At 67.2% G+C, this 21,032-nt stretch carries 16 protein-coding genes; 4 read left to right on the forward strand and 12 right to left on the reverse strand.

Annotated elements, in window-relative coordinates:
* The first annotated feature begins 55 nt into the window (after window positions 1–55).
* Window positions 56–193, forward strand: a complete 138-nt coding sequence (locus tag ACAM55_RS23385) for a hypothetical protein (protein ID WP_369653810.1) — start codon at window positions 56–58, stop codon at window positions 191–193.
* Here ACAM55_RS23385 and ACAM55_RS23390 read toward each other — a convergent pair.
* The 6 genes from ACAM55_RS23390 to tssJ form a co-directional block, all read right to left on the reverse strand.
* The gene (locus ACAM55_RS23390) at window positions 186–2,306 is read right to left on the reverse strand and encodes a serine/threonine protein kinase (RefSeq protein WP_369653811.1); all 2,121 of its coding nucleotides are present in this window, start codon (window positions 2,304–2,306) and stop codon (window positions 186–188) included. The genes ACAM55_RS23385 and ACAM55_RS23390 overlap by 8 nt on opposite strands.
* Complete coding sequence (tagF, locus tag ACAM55_RS23395; RefSeq protein WP_369653812.1) at window positions 2,303–3,025, reverse strand: type VI secretion system-associated protein TagF; 723 nt, start codon at window positions 3,023–3,025, stop codon at window positions 2,303–2,305. The genes ACAM55_RS23390 and tagF overlap by 4 nt, the downstream gene beginning before the upstream one ends.
* A gap of 1 nt (window position 3,026) precedes the next feature.
* Window positions 3,027–6,662 (reverse strand): type VI secretion system membrane subunit TssM, encoded by a 3,636-nt coding sequence (tssM, locus tag ACAM55_RS23400; RefSeq protein ID WP_369653813.1) that lies wholly within the window; start codon window positions 6,660–6,662, stop codon window positions 3,027–3,029.
* Window positions 6,662–8,020 carry a DotU family type VI secretion system protein gene (locus ACAM55_RS23405; protein ID WP_369653814.1) on the reverse strand — a complete coding sequence of 453 codons (1,359 nt, stop codon included), beginning with the start codon at window positions 8,018–8,020 and terminating at the stop codon, window positions 6,662–6,664. Before ACAM55_RS23405 ends, tssM begins: the two co-directional genes overlap by 1 nt.
* Window positions 8,021–8,028: 8 nt before the next feature.
* Window positions 8,029–9,324, reverse strand: coding sequence for a type VI secretion system baseplate subunit TssK (gene tssK, locus ACAM55_RS23410; RefSeq protein WP_369656465.1), 1,296 nt, complete (start codon window positions 9,322–9,324; stop codon window positions 8,029–8,031).
* A gap of 247 nt (window positions 9,325–9,571) precedes the next feature.
* Complete coding sequence (gene tssJ / locus ACAM55_RS23415) at window positions 9,572–10,087, reverse strand: type VI secretion system lipoprotein TssJ (protein WP_369653815.1); 516 nt, start codon at window positions 10,085–10,087, stop codon at window positions 9,572–9,574.
* Window positions 10,088–10,311: 224 nt separating this feature from the next.
* Between tssJ and ACAM55_RS23420 the strand changes: the two genes are divergently transcribed.
* The 3 genes from ACAM55_RS23420 to ACAM55_RS23430 are packed head-to-tail and all read left to right on the forward strand — an operon-like array spanning window position 10,312 to window position 13,406.
* Window positions 10,312–10,623: a TssQ family T6SS-associated lipoprotein gene (locus tag ACAM55_RS23420; protein WP_254787528.1), complete on the forward strand. Its 312-nt coding sequence runs from the start codon at window positions 10,312–10,314 to the stop codon at window positions 10,621–10,623.
* A gap of 46 nt (window positions 10,624–10,669) precedes the next feature.
* On the forward strand, window positions 10,670–12,601 hold the full coding sequence (gene tagH / locus ACAM55_RS23425) for a type VI secretion system-associated FHA domain protein TagH (RefSeq protein ID WP_369653816.1): 1,932 nt from the start codon (window positions 10,670–10,672) through the stop codon (window positions 12,599–12,601).
* On the forward strand, window positions 12,594–13,406 hold the full coding sequence (locus ACAM55_RS23430) for a PP2C family serine/threonine-protein phosphatase (protein WP_369653817.1): 813 nt from the start codon (window positions 12,594–12,596) through the stop codon (window positions 13,404–13,406). The genes tagH and ACAM55_RS23430 overlap by 8 nt, the downstream gene beginning before the upstream one ends.
* Window positions 13,407–13,415: 9 nt before the next feature.
* Here the strand turns inward: ACAM55_RS23430 and ACAM55_RS23435 are convergent, their stop codons facing one another.
* The 6 genes from ACAM55_RS23435 to ACAM55_RS23460 are packed head-to-tail and all read right to left on the reverse strand — an operon-like array spanning window position 13,416 to window position 21,024.
* Window positions 13,416–13,796: a DUF4150 domain-containing protein gene (locus ACAM55_RS23435; RefSeq protein WP_369653818.1), complete on the reverse strand. Its 381-nt coding sequence runs from the start codon at window positions 13,794–13,796 to the stop codon at window positions 13,416–13,418.
* Window positions 13,797–13,812: 16 nt separating this feature from the next.
* Window positions 13,813–14,472, reverse strand: a complete 660-nt coding sequence (locus tag ACAM55_RS23440) for a DUF3540 domain-containing protein (RefSeq protein WP_369653819.1) — start codon at window positions 14,470–14,472, stop codon at window positions 13,813–13,815.
* 47 nt (window positions 14,473–14,519) lie between these two features.
* Complete coding sequence (locus ACAM55_RS23445) at window positions 14,520–15,569, reverse strand: pentapeptide repeat-containing protein (protein ID WP_369653820.1); 1,050 nt, start codon at window positions 15,567–15,569, stop codon at window positions 14,520–14,522.
* Window positions 15,566–18,154, reverse strand: a complete 2,589-nt coding sequence (locus tag ACAM55_RS23450) for a DUF2169 domain-containing protein (protein WP_369653821.1) — start codon at window positions 18,152–18,154, stop codon at window positions 15,566–15,568. Before ACAM55_RS23450 ends, ACAM55_RS23445 begins: the two co-directional genes overlap by 4 nt.
* A gap of 55 nt (window positions 18,155–18,209) precedes the next feature.
* The gene (locus ACAM55_RS23455) at window positions 18,210–18,599 is read right to left on the reverse strand and encodes a hypothetical protein (RefSeq protein WP_369653822.1); all 390 of its coding nucleotides are present in this window, start codon (window positions 18,597–18,599) and stop codon (window positions 18,210–18,212) included.
* A 40-nt stretch (window positions 18,600–18,639) separates the two neighbouring features.
* Window positions 18,640–21,024 (reverse strand): type VI secretion system Vgr family protein, encoded by a 2,385-nt coding sequence (locus ACAM55_RS23460; RefSeq protein WP_369653823.1) that lies wholly within the window; start codon window positions 21,022–21,024, stop codon window positions 18,640–18,642.
* Window positions 21,025–21,032: the final 8 nt, after the last annotated feature.

A 21,032-nucleotide genomic window follows, 5' to 3' on the forward strand; every position in this document is an offset into this window, starting at 1 on the left:
TGTCTGTCGGCCAGCTCATCACCTGGGCAGCGTCTTTTACGCCTTTGCGCTGTTGATGGAACCGGTCAAGCGCGAGTTGGGCCTCGGCCGGGCGCAGTCATCGCTGGCCTTCAGCCTCGCGCTGCATCACGCCGCGGTGCTGGCGCTGGTCGCCGCGCAGCGCTGGCGCCGGGCGGCCGACGCCGCTATTTGAACTCGTGGCTCACCACGGGCGCCGAGCGGCTGTCCTGCACCGTCACGCGCTGCCGGTACACGTCGAGGTCGCCGTTGCGCACTTCGATGTTGTAGATGCCCGGGCGCAGCGACAGTGACTTGAGCGGCGGGCTCACGCCGCGCTCGGCGCCGTCGACCAGGACCTGGCCCCAAGGCCGTATGTTGAGCACCACGCGTCCCATGCCGGGAGGGGCGGCCGGCTGTGCGGCCGGCGGCGTGGTGGCGCCGCCCGCCACCACGGTGGGAACGGCGTTCGCCGGCGTGGTGCCGGGCGCCGCCGGCACGGTGGTCGAGAGCCGGTTCAGCTCGGCAAGCGCATTGCGGGCCTCGCGCACATGCAGGCCGCGCCGGTAGCGGCGCAGATAGGCTTCGTAGCCCTCGCGCGTGTTCTCGGCCTGGGCCAGGTTCCAGTCTTCGACTTCGCTGGTGGCGAGGGCCGCCTCCGGCGGCGTGGCCGGTGTTGCCGGTGTGGTGGCAGTCGGCGGCGTCGCCGGTGTTGCCGCGTTGGCCTGCGCTGCCGGCGCCGGGGCAATGACCGGCACGCTGTCCAGCGGCGTCAACGAAGCGGCCGGCGCACTGGCCGCCGCCGCGGGAGGCGTGGCGCCGCCGGGGGCTGCGGCCACGTTGCCTCCTGCGGGTGCCGTGCCGCCATCGCCCGGCGGCATGGCGGCGGGAGGCGGCGCGTTGGCGGACATCGGGCCCGAAGGCGGAGGCACCGGCGCCATCGCGGTCGAGGTCTCCTGCTTCCACGAACTCAGGCGAAGTCCGATCCAGCTGCCCACGCCCACCAGCGCGATCACCAGCGCGCCGACCAGCACCCACGGCGGACGCGATGTTTTCCTCACGGACGACGGCGGTTGCTGCTTCTGCCTGGCAGCTGCCGACGGCGCGCGTGCCGGCGCGGCGGCCTTGGACGAAGGCGCCGGAACCGGTCTGGCCGTGGATACGACCTCGGCCTCGGGCTCTGACGTGGCCTCGACCGGTTCGGGCACGGCGGCCTTGGCCTGCACAACCCCGGCCGATGCTGCGGTGTCCGGCGCCGCCGCGGGCTTCGCGGGCGCCGCTGCTTGCTGCCGCGGCGGCACCACGGCTGGTGCCGCCTTCGAAGGCGGCGCAACGATGACCGTCGGCGCCGGCAGCCCGCTCACGTAGGTGTCGCCAAGCTTGGCCAGGCCCAGCTCGGCCGCGAATGCGGCCACGGTCTGCGTGCGGTCCTTGCTGTGCACTGCCAGCGTGTGATCGACCGCCGCGCAGAAGCCCGGACTCAGGTCGCCGCGCCCCAGCGAAGACAGCGGCACATAGGCGTCCTGCACGCTGCGCACCACCGCCGACGGTGGCGGATGCCCGGTGACCGCGCGGTACAGCACGGCACCCAGCGCATAGAGGTCGGTCCACGCGCCCTGCAGCAGCGTGTTGTCGTCGGCGTACTGCTCGATCGGCGAATAGCCCGACTTCACCATCACCGCGACTTCGTCGACGAGGTCGGCAATCGACTTGCGCGCCGCGCCGAAGTCCAGCAGCACCGGCATGTCGTCCTGCTGGATGAAGATGTTGTCGGGGGCGATGTCGCGGTGGAAGCACTGGCTGCGGTGCAGCGTTTCCAGCGCGCCGAGCAGTGGGCCCAGCACGCCGAGCAGCCAGGCCTCGGAAATCTTCGACGGATCTTCCTCGGCAAGGCGCCGCAGCGTGCGGCCGCGATAGAGCTGGATCGCCATGTAGGCGGTGGAGTTCGCCTCCCAGAAGCGATGCACCCGCACCAATGCCGGATGGCTGAACTGCGCGAGCGTGCGCGCCTCGTTGATGAAGCTGCGCAGGCCCGCCTGGAAGGTGGCCGTGAGCCGGTCGGAACGCACATGCACGCTGTCGTCGCCCACGCGGCGCGCGAGCATCGACGGCATGTATTCCTTGATGGCCACCTCGCGCTGCAGCGAGTGGTCGTAGGCCCGGTAGACGATGCCGAAGCCGCCTTCGCCGATCACCTCGAGCAGTTCGAACTCGTCCAGCCGATGGCCCGCCGCCAGCGGATGGGGCCGCTCCTGCGGATCGGCCGGCGCGCTGCTGCTGTTGCTACTGCTGCTGGCGTTCGTCGTCATGCCCATGGCACATGCCCCTGTGAAAACAACTTCGAAAACAATGGCGTGTTGAGGCCTCCGCCGTGCGCGGCGGTTCGCAGCGGCGAGCCGTCCGCCTGGTTGGTCCACCAGTAGCTGGTGCTTCCGAAGGCATCGAAGCACAGCGGAAGCTCGGGCCAGCCGAGGCGCTGCTGCGCGCCCGCACCTGCGCCCCCGGCCGCGGGCCCGAGGATCGAAAGGATGTCGTCCGAGCCGCCGCTCGCAGTGTGGAACCCGCCATGGGCCGCGGCCAGCACCTGGTGGTCGAACTGGTCGGGCGCCACGCTGTGGCGGATCGCCTGCAGCAAGGCCGTGCCGCACTGCCAGTACCACGCGGCGGAACCCTCCAGCATGGAAGGGCGGTAGTTCGACGCCGCCACCTGCAGCGTCACGCACACGGGGTAGTAGCGCCCGACGCGGTCGCAGCTGGGCGCAATGCAGCCGAACTGCAGCGCATCCACGCCCTGCGTCGCGGGAATCGCAAAGTTCCAGACCGGCGCCACGACGTAGTGCCGCGTCATGGCGTCGGGCCAGCGCTTGAAAGCGCCGAGGCCGTTCTGCATCCAGCGGTCCCACCAGGCCTGGAGCTCGCGCGGCATGCGGCGGTAGAGAAAGTCGCCGGCCGCCGGCAGCTTGCCGTACCAGCCGATCTGCTCGTCGGCCGGTACCCACACCCGGGGCAAAGGGATGCCGCTGTTCATGTCAGGACTTTCCAGGACAAGAGAAGCCGTTCATCTGGGACAGGCGCAGCGGGTTGTAGACGCTGTTCGCAGTCACCGCCAGCACCACCTTCTTGCCCTGCAGGTCGAAGGTCGCGTTGAAAGACTCGGGTGAGCTGCCTGCCGAGACCGAGGCCTTGTCGAAAAGCCGGTGCAGTGCCCACGGCCCTTCGGTCACGATGCCGCCGGCCGGCGTGCCGTTGGCGGTGGTCACCTGCAGCCGCACCTGGTTGCTGTTGCGCGGACCGGGCCACTTGACGGTGCTGGGGGCCTGCGGGCCGTGCGCATAGCGCACCGTCTGACCGTCGATGTCGAGCGTGAACTGGCTGATGGCGGCATCCATGTCCTCGGGCCGGATGTCGATGCTGAACGACGGCGTGCGCCCGCCCGCCATGCCCATGAAGAACACGTCGCGGATCGCCTGCGCCTTCTGGAACGAATCGAGGTAGGCCGAGCGGCCCTGCGAGCTGCCGTCGACGCTGCGCTTGAAGGCCCACGGGTTGACGGAGGTGTCGACCTGCGAGGCCAGGTTCTTCTGGAAGAAGTCGTCCATCATGCCGCCCGGTGCGAACAGCTGCGCAAAGTCGCCGGCCGCCACGTCGCGGTTGGAGCCGCGGGAGAACGGATAGCGCCCCGCGATGGCCTGGCTGCAGAACTGGCCGATGGTGGCGGCCGCGTTCTGCCCGATGTTCTGCCGCGTCACCGCTGCGGCCTTGGACGACGCGGTGGCCGAAAGGTCGTTCAGCATGCCCTGGAACGGCACCGGCAGGCGGCCCGCCTCGGCCTGCACCTTGGTCACCGCATCGCTCGAAGGCGGGATGTTGCCGCTGCGCAATGCCGTGTCGGTGGCCGTGAGGAAGGTGTAGAGCTCGTTGATGAGCGCGGCCGTGGCGTCGATGGGCGCCTGCCCCCCGGCCTTGGGCGCAGTCACCATGCGGCGAAGCGGCGCAAAGTGGTTGTCCACCAGCGACTCGGGCCGGTCCGGCGCGGTGTTGCGGCGCTGGCTGCCGTCGGGCTGGCCGATGAGCTGCTCGATGCGCTCGCGCGTGCTGGCCACGCGGTTCTGCGCCTGGTCGAGCAGGCTGCGCGCGGCTTCGTCGTGGTTGCGCAGCAGGTCGGTCTCGCGCGCAGCGCCGCGAATGAGGCGCGACATCGGCGACTCCGAGGTCGAGAGCACGCGCGTCATCTGGATGCTCTGCAGCAGCGAGCGGCTGTCGGCCAGTCGAACGTCGGTCAGGTACTCGTCCCAGATGCGGATGTAGTCGGTGAGATAGAGCCGCCGCACCTCGCGCAGCAGCAGCTCGCGCGAGGTGATGTCGGTGATGCCCGGCGCGCGGATCTGCAGCACCCAGCGGTCTTCCTGCTCGAGCGCGAGCGTGGTTTCCGCCATGCGCTTGTCGAAGATGTCCCAGTAGCCGCGGTAGGTGAACAACGTCGGGATGCCGTCGGTCAGCGGCTTGCCGCTCGCGCGCTTGATGACCAGCCCCGACTCGGCCCCCGCCGCCTCCGCAATGCTGAAGGCGTTGGGCGGGCTGGTCTGCAGCAGGATGCGCCGCAGCCGCGCATAGGAGCGCTGCGCCAGCGGCACGCCGGCCAGCCGGCCGCGCGTCTCGGTCACGAGCCGGTCGTCCTTGGCGAACGGCGAGGTCACCACGCGCCCCGCGAACAGCGCCTGCAGGTGCGTCTCGAGCTTGGCGCGCTGCTCGCGGGTGAGCGCGGCGCCGATCTTGCGGTCCACGTCGGTGAGCAGCCAGGCCTGCAGGAAGTCGGCGTCGTAGCGCTCCGCGTCGTACAGCATGAGGTAGGCCTTGAGCGCCTCGTAGCTGTATTCGGCATCGGTCTTCGAGGCCTCGCGCAGTGCCTGCTCCACGCGTTGCGCCGCTTGCGGCAGCAGCACGCTCTCGAGCGCGCGCTGGTAGACGCCGTCGGTCGCGGCCTGGAGCTTCTCGCCCTGGTAGAGCCCGAAACGGTAGCCGACGGGCGGGTCGCCGATGTCGAACTGGCTCGACTTGGGCAGGTCGCGCAGGCGGTCGAGCACCGGCAAGGAGGTCGCGATGTCGCTGTTCGAATCGACCACCGTCGGGAGCTCGCCGCGCGCCGCCGCCTTGTTGAAGGCCTTGGCGTTGTTGTCGACCTCGGCCACGTAGTCGCGGTTGTTGCGCCAGCTGTTGATGCCGGCCCCCAGCAGCACCACCAACAGTACACCGATGAGGCTGTAGCCCGCGAGGTCGATGGCCCGCTTGCGCCGGTACCAGCGCAGGTTGGTGCCGGCCACGCCCGCGTCGCGGAAGATCACCTGCTGCAGCAGCTCCTTGAGGAAGTAGCTCTTGCCCGGGCCGGGCGGCGGCGCGGGCGGCGCGTTGACCTGCAGGTAGCGCTTGATGGCGCCCATCACGCGGTCGAAGGCCGTGCCCTCCTGCGTGCCGCTCGTGAAGTACACGCCCCGCAGCATGGGCGCAACCTCGAACTTCGAGAGGCTGAACACGTCGGCCAGGAAGGTGCCGAGGATGTCCTCGAAGCTCGCGAACTGCTGCGGCAGCAGGTAGGCCTGCGCGCGCCGCATCTGGTCGGGCTCGGCCGCCAGCAGCTCGGGCAGGCGCTCGTCCAGGCGCTGGTGCAGCAGCTTGTATTCCTGGTGGAAGCGCTCGCGCAGATCGGCCTTGGCCGGGTCCGCCGGGTTGGCGTCGATCGGAAAGGTGAAGCCCCAGACCTGCGAACGCTCGGCGCGGCCCAGCGAGCCGAAGTACTCGTTGAAACCGGCCAGGAGGTCGGTCTTGGTGACCAGCACGTACACCGGAAAGTTGATGCCCAGGCCGTTGCGCAGTTCGAGCAGCCGCTTGCGCAGCGCCATGGCGTGGCGCGCCCGCTGTGCGTCGTCGGCCAGCGGAAGATCGGCAATGCTGATGGTGAGGATCGCGCCGTTGATCGGCTGGCGCGGCCTGAACTTCTTCAGGAGGTCGAGAAAGCCCTTCCACTCGCTCTCGTCGGTTTCACGGTTGCTCTCGTGCGTGGTGTAGCGCCCCGCGGTGTCGATCAGCACCGCCTCGTTGGTGAACCACCAGTCGCAGTTGCGCGTGCCGCCGATGCCGCGCACCGCGGCCTTGCCGAGCTGGTCGGCCAGCGGAAAGTCGAGGTCGGAGTTGACCAGCGCCGTGGTCTTGCCCGAGCCCGGCGCGCCGATGAAGATGTACCAGGGCAGCTGGTACAGGTACTGCCGGTCGAACACCGCAAAGCGGCCCGCCGCCTTGCCGTCGGCCCCCGCGCCGAAGCGCATGTTCTTCAGGATGGCGGTGGCATCGGTGAAGCCGCTTTGCAGCTCCTTGATCTCGGGCGCGTCCTCGGGCTTGGCGGCCTTCCCTTTCTCGGACGGCGTGCGCAGCTGGTTGAGCAGCTGCGCATTGAGGCGCCGCTCGCGCCATTTGCGGTAGAGCACCCGCGCGATCCAGACCGCGAACATCAGCGCGATGACGACGATGCGGACGAACTCGCCTTCGAGCGGCCGGTAGCGGCCCACCGCGATGACGGGACCGATGACCCAGATCAGGAACGCGACGGCCAAGAGCCCGAGAAAGACCCACAGGTCGCGGCTCACGAGAAAACGGAAAATCGCGCGCAACATCAGCGGGTTCCTCCCTGCGGCGCTGCGGCGCCGCCGGCCACGGGTGCCACCAGCAGCGTCACCTCGACCCGCCGGTTGCGCGCGCGGTTGGCCGGCGAATCGTTGGGCGCCAGGGGGTCGGCGTCGCCGCGCCCTTCGGCGCGCAGGCGCTCGGGCCGTGTGACGCGCGTGGCGATCATTTTCTTGACCGCATCGGCGCGCGCCTGCGAGAGCTGCCAGTTGGACGGGAAGCGCACGCTGCGGATCGGCTGGTCATCGCTGAAGCCGCTGACCAGCACGTTGCCTTCCACGGAGTTGAGCGCGTCGGCCACGCGCGCGAGCACGGGCGCATAGCGGTCGAGCACGCGGTCGGAGCCCGATGCGAACAGGCCGTCGCCGCGCAGCACCACCACGCTGCGGTCGGCCTCGTCGCGCACCGTCAGCAGGCCGTCGCGGATCTCGGGTTCGAGAAAGCGCTGCAGCCGCGGCTGCGGCGCGGGCAGCGCCACGGCGCGTGCGGCCTGTGGCAGGCGCACCGCATTCACGGCCGCGAAGGCACCGTCGGAGCGGCCGGCCAGGCTGAACGTGAGCACCCCGAACACCAGCACCAGCAGCACCGCCGCCACGGCGCCCACGGCCCACAGCGGCAGCCAGTTGCGCGTGCGGCGCACCGGTGCGCTCGCGTCCTGCCAGTGCGGCGACAGCGGCACGGCAATTTCACCGCGCGCCTGTCGGATGATCTGCAGCAGCCGCTGCTTGAGCGTTTCGAGCTGCGTGCGCCCGTTGTCGATGACGCGGAAGCGCCCTTCGAAACCCATCGCCAGGCAGAAATAGATGAGCTCGATCAGCTGCAGATGCTGCTGCGGGTTCTGCACCAGGCGCGACAGCAGCTGGAAGAATTTCTCGCCGCCCCAGGTTTCGTTGTGGAACATCACGAGCAGGCTCTGCGACGACCAGATGCTGCCGCCCCAGGGCGTGAGCGCGGCCGCTTCATCGACCGCGGTGCACAGGCAGTAGCGCGCGCCGATGATCACCTCGGGCGCGATGCCGCTTTGCTGCGCGCGTGTTTCGAAGCGCCTCACCTCGTCGACCAGGTGCTCGCGCAATTGCGCGGGCGCATCGTGGTGGCCGGTGGCGCGGATCTGCGGAATCAGATCGAGCAGCGGGTTGGCCGCGGCGACGAGCGGGTTGTTGCCCGCCAACGCCGTGTCGCCCGCATGCGGACGCCGTGCGTCGTGCCATGCGGTGAATGACTGGGGTTGCTGGCCGAGGCCGCGCGACGCCGGCGGCACGCCCGCGTGATCGCTGTTGCCGCTGCCGCCCGGATTCGGCGGCACAAAGCCTCCCGGACCGACGGCCATGTCGTTGACACCGTTCATAGGGTCCCTCACGGACGAATTGCCCAGAACTCCATGGCCAGCCCCGGGAAGTCGCCGGCCAGGTGCATTGCAACGCCGCCCGATTTCTCAAGCTGGCGCCACATGTCGCCGCTCTTGTCGAGTTCGAAATAGTGATAGCCCGCGTTGTATGGAATCTGCCGCGGCGCCACCGGCAGCGGCCGCACCGTCACGCCGGGCAGCTGCAGTTGCACCAGGTCGCGAATGCGCTCGACCGAGCCGATCTTGACCTGCGTCGGAAAGCGCTGCTGTATGGCGTCCGCGGGCAGGTCGGCATGCACCGCCAGCACGAAGCCCGCATTGCGCACCAGCACCGGATCGGGCATGCGGCCCACGCGCACGCCGTGGCTGCGCTCTTCGAGTTCGATGGCGATGGCGCTCTGCTCGAGCACCGCCGAGAGCGAGCGCCGCAGCTCTTCCATCAGCGGGCGGATGCTCTCGTTGAGGTTGTCGTGGTCGTACACCGGCCACACCACTGGCCGCCGCGTGGGCGAGGTGTGGGTGGCGAGATGGCAGGCGAGCTTGAGCCAGTCGACGAACAGCTCTTCAGGGTGCACCTGCACCGCCTGCTGGGCATGCCAGGTCGTTGCGAGATAGCGGTTGACGAGTTCGAGCAGAAGAAAGTCGGAGACCTCGCTCACGCCGCCGCGCCCGGGCTGCGACAGGCGCGAGGCCAACGCCTCCGAACGCTGCGTGAGCAGCCCGTGCAGCTCGGCGATCATGCTGCGCAGCATGGCGTGGGCCGAGGCATCGAGCACCGGCGGAATGTAGTTGGCGTCGATCACCAGCTTGTGGTCGGTGCGGCGCTCGATCACGCGCACCGCACCAATCGCTTGCCACTCGGCCGTGAGCGACGATGCGCGCGCCAGGCGCAAACGCGGCTTCGCAAGCTGCAGCACCGCGGGACCAAGCGCCACCGCGTTGCCATCGGCCACCTCGCGCTCGATCACGCCAAAGCGCGCAGCCGAGCCTTCGTCGTCCGAGAAGATGATCTCTTCGCTGCCGGTGCGGCGCAGCGGCAGCGCGAGCACGATGAGTTCGTCGGTCAGGTCGCTTGGCACTTCATAAGGCGGGGGCGCATCTTCCGCGCCGAACGAGAACGGCGTGCCATCGGGCAGCACGCCCGCGCCGCCGAGCAGCGACACGCGGCCCAGCGCGTAGGCATCGCGGTCGATGTCCAGGTGAAGCCATCCCCAGTAGGCGCCTTGCAGGCCCGCGGTGCGGCGCGTGACGTACTGCTCGACATAGCGCTCCAGCTGCTGGAAATGCTGGGGCCGCAGGTACATGCCTTCGGACCACACCACGCGATTCGCCAACGCCTGCGGATGGACGCCCTGCCTGCCGGCGCCCGAATTGCGAACTGTCACCAAAGAACCTCCTGGGGAGTGCCCACACTGAAGCGGCGAGATGCGTCTTTCGACGTCTCCCGATTGATCGATTTTTTTCTCTTGATGCTACACGGCGCTTCTTACGTTTTGCACCGTATTTCACGTGCGAATTTCTCGCACTTTCGCACTACCCAAAGTATGCAAATTAACGAGTTGGTAGTAACTCGATGCCTGTTTTTCGAATGGCGATCCGCACGGCTTGTTCGCTCGGCGAAAACTGCCACACCTTGTACAGGTTGGTTTGCTTCGGTTCCTTCAGCGGCAGCACGATGCGCCAGCGAGAGGCCTCGAGCTTGCGGTAGCCGGCGATGATGCCGATGGCGCGCGAATCGAGCCCCGCCTCTCGCTTGAAGACGCGCTCTTCGCCGCTGCGCATGATGGCCTGGTCGGCATTCACGAGTTCCGTCGAAAGCGTTTCGCGATCGCGGTCCTGTAGTGCAAAGTAGTCTGCCGTCTCGAAGTTACCGGAGGATTTCAGTTCGAAGACCTTGACGAGAATCGGCGCCGGCTGGCCGCGTCCGTCGGGGTTGACGCCATCGTCGATGCGAATGGTGACGGCGTAAGGTGTGGGCAATGACTTCGCTGTCGATGCGCATCCACTGAGGCCGCCAAACAACGGTGCGGTTGCAAGTGCGCCTTGAAGCAAGGTTCGTCGATGCATGAGATCTTCCTCAGAGGTTCGCGGCCTATATTATCGAAGTCGTGCGCACGAACCGCGTCGCATCGTGTGCCTGTCGCAATGACAGCGGCACACTATCTCAAGCATTGCCTTTCGCGAGGTAGGAGAGAAGATTGAAGTCATGTCTGCCTGCTTTGGCGTTCACGTTATTTCTGGTGGCTGGTTGCACCACCACGCCCCCGCCCGAGCCACCGCAACCCGAACGATTGAGCCAGCAAGTGGCGCGCACCACGCTCGAACGCGCGCAGCAGGCCTATGACGAAGGCGACTACGCCAAGGCCGTCACCACGCTCAAGAGCGGCGGCGTGTCGGTATTCGACGCGGCAGAGCCGGGCACGCGGCTCGACGCCATGAAGCTCGAGGCGTTCAGCTATTGCGTGGCCAATCAGGTGCCCGAATGCCGCGCGCAATTTCGCAAGCTTCTCGATGCCTTTCCCAACTTCGACCTGAGCGTTGCCGAGCGCAAGCACCCGGTCTGGGGCCCGGCGTTCGAGGCAGCCAAGCGAATGAAGCGTTGAATGCCGCAAGCGGTGAGCCGCGGCTCGACATGAACACGGAGATGCCATGCGTTGGACGGTGATCGAACATGCCGGCAGGCCGGTGGCCTCGGGGCCCTCGGCGCTTCTCGCGGCGCCCGGCGGAACGATCGGACGCAGCCCCGACAACCACCTGGTGCTGCCCGACGAGCAGCGCCAGATCTCGCGCCTGCAGGCCACCGTGCGCTTCGACGACAAGGGTGTGGCGGTGCTGCGCAACATGAGCGCGGTGCTTCCCATCGGCGTCAACGGACGCACGCTGCAGCACGAGCAGGAATCGCCGGTGGCCGATGGCGACCGAGTGACCATCGGAAGCTACGTGCTGGAAGCGGCAGGCGGGCATCGCCCTGCGGCCGCAACGCCGATGCCAGCCACGGCACCACCGCCCATCGCACCCGTGCGCGATGTTCCCGCACCCGCGAATGCGATGGCACCAACGTCCATGGATGCGTTGCTGCCGGCCGCGCCGGTGTCCGATGTGTTCTCCGATCTCTTCGGCGCAGGCGCGCTGCCCATCGGCGATGCACAGCCTGCCACCGTGGCCATGCCGCCGCCGGCGTCGGAACCGCCACCCGCTGCGATGCCTGTGTTCGCTCCGCCGCCAGCACCGGCGGCGGCATCGGTGCCGTCGCCAACGCCATCGCCATCGCCATCGCGGGCCAGCGTTCGTTCGGCTGCATCGCAGATTCCCTCCGCCGCCGATTGGGACGCCATCCTCGCGAACGCGCCGCGCCGCGAACAGAGTGCGGCCGAACCCATGCCCGACCCGATGGCGCACGAGCCATTCGAGCTTCCATCGCAGGCGCGCAGGAATCCGGTCGATCCGCTGGCAGAACTGAACCCGCGGGCAGCCGACGACATGTCCGACGTGGCGCTGAAGCGTGGCGTGGACCCGCTCTCTTTCTTTGCCGCCGACAGCAACGCGCCCTCGCCGCTTTCCGATCCGCGCCCGACCGCGCTGACCCACGAAGACCCGCTCAGCGATGTGCATCCGGCGCTCGACCTGCTGGCCAAGCCGGCCGCGCCGCAGGGGCACAGCCATTCGAACCATGCGCGCGAAATGTCCGCTCAGTTCAGGCCGCCGACCCCGGTGGCCTTCGATCCGCCGGCTGTTGCGAAGCCGGTGATGGCAGAGGTGGCTGCTTCACCTCCGGCGCCTGTACTGTCGCCACCAGCAGCATCGCCTGCCGAGCCCGTGACCCCTCCTGCTTCGGCGGCGGCTACGGCCGTTCGCATGGAGACTGCGCCGCCTGCGAAGGCCACGGCGCCTGAACCGGCCGCACCGGAGCCCAAGCCTGCGGCGACCCCGCCGCGTGCCGCCGCGGTTCCACTTGCATCGCCATCGTCGAATGCCTCGTCGGACGAACTCTTCAAGGCTTTTCTCGAAGGCGCCGGCGTTCCCGACGTGGCCGGCCAGCAGCCGCTGGACGCCGAGGCCATGCGCCGGCTCGGCCGGCTCATGCGCGCGTTCACCGACGGCACCATCGAACTGCTCTCGTCGCGCGCCATGCTCAAGCGCGAAGTGCGCGCCGAGATCACGATGATCGTCGACGAGGAAAACAACCCCTTCAAGATACTTCCCAACGGACGCGCCGTGCTGATGCAGATGTTCGGGGCGCGCATGCCCGGCTTCCTTGCGCCCGAGGCCGCCGTGCACGATGCGCTCGGCGACCTGCAATCGCACCAGCTCGGCATGGTGGCCGGCATGCGCGCGGCGCTGCTCACGGTGCTGAAGCGCTTCGATCCCGCGGCGCTGAACACCGCCACGCCGCACGATGGCGGATTGGGCGAGAAGCTGCTGCCCGGCGGCCGCGAGGCGCGTTTGTGGCGCCAGCTCCAGAAGCTGCATGCGGAAACGACGGCGGCGGTCGAGGACGATTTCCAGGCCGTCTTCGGCCGAGCGTTCCAGCAGGCCTACGACAAGGAGATGGAGCGACTGAAGGAGGCACGCCGTGCTTGAAACCACCCGTGCTTTCGCGGTCCCCATTTCGACTTCTCAGTTCTCCTGCGTGGGCGAGCGCAGCGGCAACCAGGATGCCATCGGCTATCACCTCGACGAATACAACGCCTGCTTCGTCGTGAGCGACGGCGTCGGCGGCAACGCGGGCGGCGAGCTGGCCGCGCGCATCGCGGTCGATACCGCGCTCAACACCTTCGTCGACAACCCGTCGGTGGCGCAGCACGACATCCAGCAGGCCGTGAAGGCCGCCAACGACGCCATCCTTGCCAAGCAGCGCGAGCTCGCCGACCAGAGCCGGATGAGCGCGACCATCGTCTCGCTTTTTGTCGACCGCACCAGCGGCGAGGCCTGCTGGGCCCATGTGGGCGACAGCCGCCTCTACTGGTTCCGCCGCGGCGCACTGATGCAGCGCACCGAAGACCACAGCCTGTCCGAGCGCTCGGGCGAGGCCGCCTTGGGCAACGGTGCCAACGGCGGCGAACGCCTGGTGAAGACCAACCTGCTGTACCGCGCGCTCGGCGCCAGGGCCACGGCGGAGACCACGGTGTCGACGCCGCAGCGCCTCGCCGACGGCGATGCCTTCCTGCTGTGCACCGACGGCCTGTGGCAGCTCATCTCGCAGCAGGTGATGGAACGCTCGCTGCAGCTCGCGGACAGCGCCGAGGAATGGCTCGCGCTGCTGCGCCGCGCGGCCGAAGCCAAGGCCGACGAGTCGCGCGACAACTACTCGGCGCTGGCGGTGTGGGTGGGGTTTCCACAGCAGGTGACGCTCGCGGGTACGGCAACGGTGCGCATTGCCGCATAGGGCGAGCAGTCAGGCCGCGAGGATCAATACCTTGAACTGGCTCGGCACGATCCGCATGCCGACGATGTTGCAGCGGTTTTGCACGGTGATGCTTGTCACGCGCGTCGCGGGTGTTCCCTTGAGGAGCACGGTGAACGCACCGGTGATATGGCGTGACTGCTGCATGAAGGTCTGCGACACCACGCCCCCCAGCACTCCAGGTTGATCGCCCAGGGTGATGGGCGTGGTGGTGGCCATGTTGTGGGCCGGCATCGCCATGAACAGGATGTTCCAGGCGTTGGGTATGGCCATGGGGCCCAGGGCCATGTTTGGAAACGGAATGGGAACGGGTGTCCTGCACACGTCCGGAAAGGCCAGGTCCATTCCCATCAGCTGGCAATTGGCAAACATCGCTTGAACTCCCCTGTCAGCCCATGTGGATTTGCGCGGCATCGACCTTGACGAGGTCCTTGCCGGTTACCACGGTGTGGTTGCCATGAATCCGTATCGTTTCGGTGGCCTTGCAGTCCAGATGGCCCACGCGAACCTGGTCGATCTCGTCCACCAGCCGCAGCGCATTGCGCGCCATCTGGACGATGCGATCTGCCACGACCTCGAACACCTTCCCGACGAGGCGAAAACGCCCCACCGTCGCATCGACCGCCTGGCTCGTATAGCGCATCTCGTCGACGTGGCAGCGCGCCTGGCCGGCTCGCAGGCCCCAGTGAAGACTCTTCATTTCCAGCGTGGCGCCGCTCTGGATGCGAACGTCTCCAGCGCTCTCGATGGATACGCCGGCCTGGCCGCCCAGCTTCAGTTCCCCGGCCGAGTCGATGTGGCTTACCGCCCCATCGGCCTGTTCGATCACCGCAATCAAATAGGCCCTGGTACTGTCCGGGCCCGATACCAGCACAAGGTCCCCGACACCGGGCCTGAGCAGACAGCTGGCAGCGCGACGGCACAGCCGCACCGCACCCTGCTCGTCCTCGACGGCGATCCGCCCGTCCGGCATCAGCGTGGAGAGCCGCCCCATGAAATGGACCGGAGTCGGTTCGTTCGGGGCTGCACGCAGTGAAACGACGTTCATGATCTATTTCCTTTTCGACGTGGGTTGGCATTGCACAGGGCGGCGCTTCAATGGGCGTCGCTCCATGCCTGGGCTTTGAACAGGTCCGGATCGTTCTCGATGATGCCGCCGCGTCCCGAGAAACGAGCCCCCTGCTGCATCGCGCGGTGGAAGCGCGTGCGAAGAAAGTGTGCGCCGCGCATGTCGGCGTCCACGAGCTCCGCATGGGAAAAGTCGGCGTCCTGCAGCGCGGCGCCATGGAAATTTGCGCCGCTGCAGCGTGCGCGATGAAACACGCTCAGCGGCAGCCGTGCTTCGCCGAAGTCGACGCGTTCGATTCTTGCGTCGACCCAGATCGATTGATCGAAGCGCCCGCCGCTGCAGTTCGCGTCGCTCATGTCGGCTTCGGGAAAAAGGGTGTGGCACGCATCGACGCCGGAGAAGTTCGCCTTGCGCAGCAGCGCCCCCTTGAAATTGCTCTGGGTCAGCACCGCGCCGCTGAAATCCACGCCGTCCATGCGGCTGTCGGTGAACTGGCAGAGCACGAACTCCTGCCCCGCGAGACGCTGGCCCGTGAGATCGCACTCCATGAACGTCGAGCTCTCGCACCGCGCGCCACCCAGTTCCACCTGGCGAAGATCCATCCGGAAGAAGGTCGCGAATGTCAGCGATGCCCCTGTGCAGTCCAGCCCATCGACCTGGGATTCGCCCACCGTGACGCGATCGCACCGGTGGGTGCGCAGGTTCATCTGCGACATCCGGCATTTGAAGAATGCCACCCGCTCCAGGCTCGCGCCTGCAAATACGGCTTCGTCGAGGGCCGACTCCATGAATGAGGCGTCCTGCACCAACGCGTGATCGAGGCGCGCCGCCTCGAGGCGGCTTCGGAAGAAGCGCGCGTCCTTGAGCCGCGCATGGCTCAGGTCGCTGCGCACGAATGCGCAGTTGGACAGGGTGCCGTCTTCCAGGCTGCAGCCCGCAAGCTGTGCGCCGCTGAAATCCACGCGCTCGAACATCGCCCCCGAAAGGTCGAGTCCACGCAGGTCCCAGCCCCTGCAGTCCAGATCGGTCACAGCCACACCATGGTGAATGTTGTCCAGCAGTTCGTCACGCGTCATCGAGTCGTCTCGGTGCGCCGGGCAGGCAACACCTTGGCGTTGTGGGTATAGGCACTGTCCAGCCGCGTCGAACCATCGATCACGGCTTGCGACACGTCTGCGCGGAACAGGTTCGCGTTGTGGAAGTCCGCCATGCGCAGATCCGCCTTGGAAAGATTGGCATCGATCAAGTTCGCACCGATCAGCGAGGCTTGCGAGAAGTCGGTGCGCACGAAGAGGCTTTCACCGCCGTCCAGCCGATCGAGCCGCGCGCGACGCAGATCGCAGCTGGAAAAGTCGCACCCCTCGAGCCGCGCGCCGCTGAGATCCGCGCCCGTCAGCGTCACGCCGCGCAGACCGCAATGCTTGAAGACCGCGTCGCGAAACACCGCGCCGGCCAGCGTGCTGTCGCTCGAGAAACTGCAGGCGGTGAAGGTGGCGCCCGTGAAATCGAGACCCTCCGGCCCGCTGATTGCAACAAAGCCGCAACTGGCCAGGGTGGCATGTGCGAAGGACACGCCTTTGAGCGTGCATTCGATCCATCCCATCTGCCGGAAGTGCGCTTCGTCGAAAGAGACATCTTCCAGCGTCATCTTCATCATCGCGACCTGCTGCCAGCGGGAACGCCGCAAGTCGCATTGCTGCCAGACGCTTTCGTGGGTGTTGGTTGCCTCGAACTCCACACCGGCCAGCACGCAGGCGCGAAAGACCGTCTTGTGGCAGTTCGCATGGCGCAGGCTCGCACCGCTGAAGTTCGCGCCGTCGCATTGCGCGCCCCCGAGATTCGCGTGGTCGAGCCGCGCGTTGGTGAGCGTCGCACGCTGCAGCCGGGCGCGCGCGAGCACGGCCCGGGTGAAGTCGCAGCCATCCAGGCGTGCGCCGGCAAGGTTGGCATCCTCGAGATTCGCGCCCGAAAAATCGGCACCGCTCAGATCCATGTCCGACAAATCGGCGCCTGTGAGATTCGCGCCTGCGAACCGGCGCTGCCCCGGCTCGGCGGCACCCAGGCGCCGGCGCAGCTTGGCAGCGCGGAAGGTGGTCATCGCCGGGGCCGGATCGAGCAGATGGGCCGTATAGAGATGCCCCTGGCGAATCTGCGAGGCCATGCGCTCGCGGGCCAGCGCCGCCTGGGCCGCCTCCTCGACGCCCTCGGGCCGGCCCTGCCGCCCGAACTCCTCGATCCGGGCCAGCTCCTCGATCATCTGGTCGGGATCGAAGCGGCGACGCCCTGCCGCGTCGGCGAGATCGGCGCCTTCGACGCCCAATTCCGCCATCGCCTTTTCGCTGCGGGCCTTGAGCTCGTCGCGGGCCTGCGTGATTTTCTGCTCGGCCCGCGCACTGTATTCCGGCAGATCCTCCAGTTGCAGCGTGCCCTCGAGCAGTACCGGGGGCGGCAGAAACTTCGCGGGATCGAGCCCTTCGCTTTCCAGCTTTGCGCGCCGCGTTTCGTAGTCGCGGAGCTGGCCGGCCCGCTGGTTGCGCACCATGGGACGATTCGCCACGTCGGGCATCTGGTCTGCCGCCCACGCGCCCATGACGGCCTTGGGTACGAGGTCGCTGTCGCGCACTGCGTGAATCGCAGTCTCGGGGGCCAGGCGCAGCCGCAGCACCGCCTCGTAATGCGAGAAGGGCCTCGACTCGGCCTCCAGTTCGAGCGCCGGCATGAGATGCTTCACATCGGCCGCATCGTCTTCGGCAATCGCGAAGCTTCCATGCCAGATCAGAATCGCGCGCCGCACATGGGGGAAGAACCATGCGGTGGTCAGGCGCAGCGGCGCTTCCTGCAAGTCGCCGCCGTCCTTTTGCCAACTCGCGAAACACCGTGCCCGCCAGCGCGGCAAGGCGCCGCGCAGCACCGGCTCGGCGGGATGCATGTTCCAGATTTCATAGCCGGCGCCTGCCGGCAGTTCGCCCACATCGGGCCAGCGCTGGTCGGGCGGGGCGGCATTGAAGAACCGCCAGTCCATGTCGTCGGCGAAGCCCGGGTACTGCTCCTGCAGCCACTGCTGTCCATATGCGGTGCCCAGCAGTCGCATGCGCTGGGGCCAGTCCGGTGGAATCGCGCCCATGCTGGCGGGGCGGACGTGCTGACCGCGAGAGGCCATGCGTGCATCCGGCGCCTCCACGTTGGGCACACGCCGCACGGGCACCCCGTTGACCATTTCGTCGACCCGGCCCATTCCCTGCGGGTTCTCTGGAACGTCCGGACCGCCGTACGCATGCGCCCAGTCGAGTCGCATGCTGTCGAACGGCTGCGGCGCGGTGGCGCGGCCGTCGAGCCAGAAACGGTCGCCGGATACGGTCAGCGCCTTCTCCCTTTCGGCAAGCCGAACCTTGACGGCGCAGATTGTCTTTTCTTGCTGGTGGGCGGTGTACGCATGGCCGCTCACGAGCATTTCAGGCAGCAGCTTCGGAATCCCCAGATCCAATACGTTGCCGGGCCCGATCTCCTCGGCCGCCAGCTGCCAGAGCTCCTGCTCGGGCAGCAGCATCGGTTGCGCCTCCAGACTGACCAGCCCGAGCACCGAAACGCCCAGCGTGTCACGCCCCTGCCAACGGTAGGGACGCGTCAATGTGCTGAGACGAAAGGGCTTGACCGTTTTCATGGCGCGCTGCTGCCCTTTGACGATGGCTCGGCGGCGGACAGGATCTGCGGGATCTTCATTGCCTCGGCTCGTCGATGGCGATGTCGCGCGTGGCTGGGTCCACCTTGACCTGGACCGTGCGGCCCGGTGCGAACTGCGGCATCTTCACTGGCGACAGGGGCACCGTGAGCTCCGCCTCGAAATCCGGCAACCCTCCCACTGCATCGACATGCAGGCGCAGGCGGGTGAGTATGTAGATGCGGTCGATGCGTGTCCTGGTATCGGTGCTGTCCAGCACCTTGGCGGTCGTCGGCAAGCCGACACGCAGCACATGCGCGGCGCGATCGGCGCCCGCTGCCTTGGCATTCGATGCCTTTTGCAGCTTGAGAATGCCAAACGCGCCGGACACCACCACGACCAGCGCGGCCAGCGGGATGAGGAAGTACCAGAAATTGCTCGAAGCCATGGCCGTCAGGCGGGAAGTCGGTACGACGGGCAAGGGACCATCAGGCAATGCCCGTCAGCATCTTGAAGTACAGCAGCACACCGCCCATGTTGACGTCATAGCCGGCATTGCCCGTATGGGCGATCGTCTGCGTGGTCGTGTACAGGCCGAAGGCATAGGCGATACCGAACAGTTCGCCCTTGGCGCCATTGGTCGATATCTGGATTCCGTTGTTGAAGTTGGCGACGCCCGAGCTGCTGGTGAGCGCGATGTTGGCCCCGACGTTCAGGCCCGAGCTCGTGAAGCGCGTTGGCGCCGAGTCCCAGATGCTTGCCCGGTTGATGCGCTTGACGTGCTCGCCCTCGATGATCACGTCGCCTTTGGCCGTGATCTCCACGTTGCCCGACGTCGATTCGATGTACACGCTCTTCGCCTTGCCCACGTAGTCGCCGCCCGTCACGGTCGATGTGTGCGTGCCATCGATGGTTTCGGTGAGCGTCGATGTGATGTGGTCGACCCCTGTGCCGGTGATCTCCCGGTCCCAGCCTGACTTGTACCTTTCCGTGCGCAGCGAATCCTCCGCCGTGAGCTTGGACTCGCCCTTGACTTTTTCCTCCATGCCACCTTCGACCTCGACCAGGAATCCGCTCTTGAAAGTCTCGTGCCGCTGTCCGGCCGTCACGATGACTTCGGAGGTGCCGGTCTCGACAGTTTCCTTGGCACCGCCCTTGGTCGTGATCTCGATCCTGTCGTTGAAGAAGTGCTCCGTCAGCCCGCCCGACACCTCCAGCTTCGAGCCGGTCTGGTACATCGCATGGTCCAGACCCGCCTTGACGGTCGTGGTGCGCGCCTTTCCGACGGTCAGCGTGTCGTTTCCGGTGATCGTGGTCGTCCGATCGCCGGCGATGGTGTCGCGCTCGTCCGCTTCCACGTCGATTTCGAAATCCTTCTCGGCATGGATCCGCACGAGCTCGCAGCCCGGCGCATCGTCCAGGATGAACTCGTTGGCATTCGCCGGGGTGCCGTCCTGGCTGCGGCTCACGAAACCGCTCACAGTGACTTTCGCCGGCAGTTCCAGCGGCGGCATCTGGTCGGAGTTGTAGACGCGGCCGATGATGATCGGGCGGTCGGGATGGCCGCCGATGAAATCGACGATCACCTCCTGGCCCTTGCGCGGATGATTGACGGCGCCGTAGTTCGAGCCGGCCCAGGCACTGGAAACGCGCACCCAGCAGGAGCTGTTCTCGTCGCTCTTGCCGTAGCGGTCCCAGCGGAACTGCACCTTCACCCGGCCGTACTGGTCGACCCAATACTCCTGGCCCGCTTTGCCCACCACGGTGGCGGTCTGGGGCCCGTTGGTCCGGGTCATCGGCGTCACGCGCGGCGGGCGGAATGCGTAGGAGGTCGGCTGCACCGCGAAGCTGAAGCTGTAGTGGCTGTCGGGCGCGCCGCTCTCGTAGCCGCCTTCGCGCAGCGCGTAGGACACCGAGACGATCAGGTATTCGCGGTTGTCGTCCTGCCGCGGACAGTTCTGCATGGTGAAGCGATAGCCCGGCGCCATTCCGCGCACGCTGCAATGGCCGATGTCGCGCTCGGCCTGCGACTGCGCCTCTTCGAGCCGGATGCGCGAGTAGTGCTCGCCCTGCTCGGCCTCGCTGAAGCCGCCCAGCCATTCGTAGATTTCATAGGTGTCATGAGGATTTCCACGCGGCTGGCTGCGCATGCCCATGAGGTCGGCCTTCGACTTCTTGAAGTCGTAGTCGTCCACCACGTAGGTGCCGGGGCGGATTTCCTCGGTCACCTGCCACTGGTCGATCACCTCCTGGAACGGGTCCGGGTCGCGGTCGGCCGCGAGATAGCTGATCTTCGGATAGGCCGGCAGGGTGTCGTGTGCGCCAATGTCATCGGCGAGCACCAGCGTGTGCTGGTTCTTGTCGTGCTTGAAGTAGTAGTAGATGCCCTCGTGCTCCATCAACCGGCTCACGAAGGCGAAATCGGTTTCCTGGTACTGCACGCAGTACTCCCACTGGCGGTAGGTTCCGCTCAGCTTCTTCTCGAACGCAAAGTTGTAGTCGGCGAACACCTCCTCGAGGATGTCCACGACCGACTTGTTCTGGAAGATCTTGCAATCGCTGGTGCGCGTCAGGTACCAGAGCCAGGGCCGCACGGTGGCGCGGTACAGCACGTAGCGCGAAGTGCCCCCCTCCTTGCCGACCATCGTGAAGCGGACGATCTGCCCATTGAGGAAACGCGGCTCGCCGGCCGTCAGTATTTCGAGCGAGAGCGGCTTGCCCAGCACCGACTTCATGTCGAGCGACACGCTCGGGCTCACCAGATCCACCTCGAACTCGAAGAGCTGCGACAACCCCTCGGTGCCGTGCATCGAGCGGAACATCAACTGGTCTTCTGCCAGTGGGGTGTGGGCTTTGACGACTCTGGTGGCCATGGCTTGCT

This window comes from Variovorax sp. V213 (assembly GCF_041154455.1).
Classification (GTDB): domain Bacteria; phylum Pseudomonadota; class Gammaproteobacteria; order Burkholderiales; family Burkholderiaceae_C; genus Variovorax.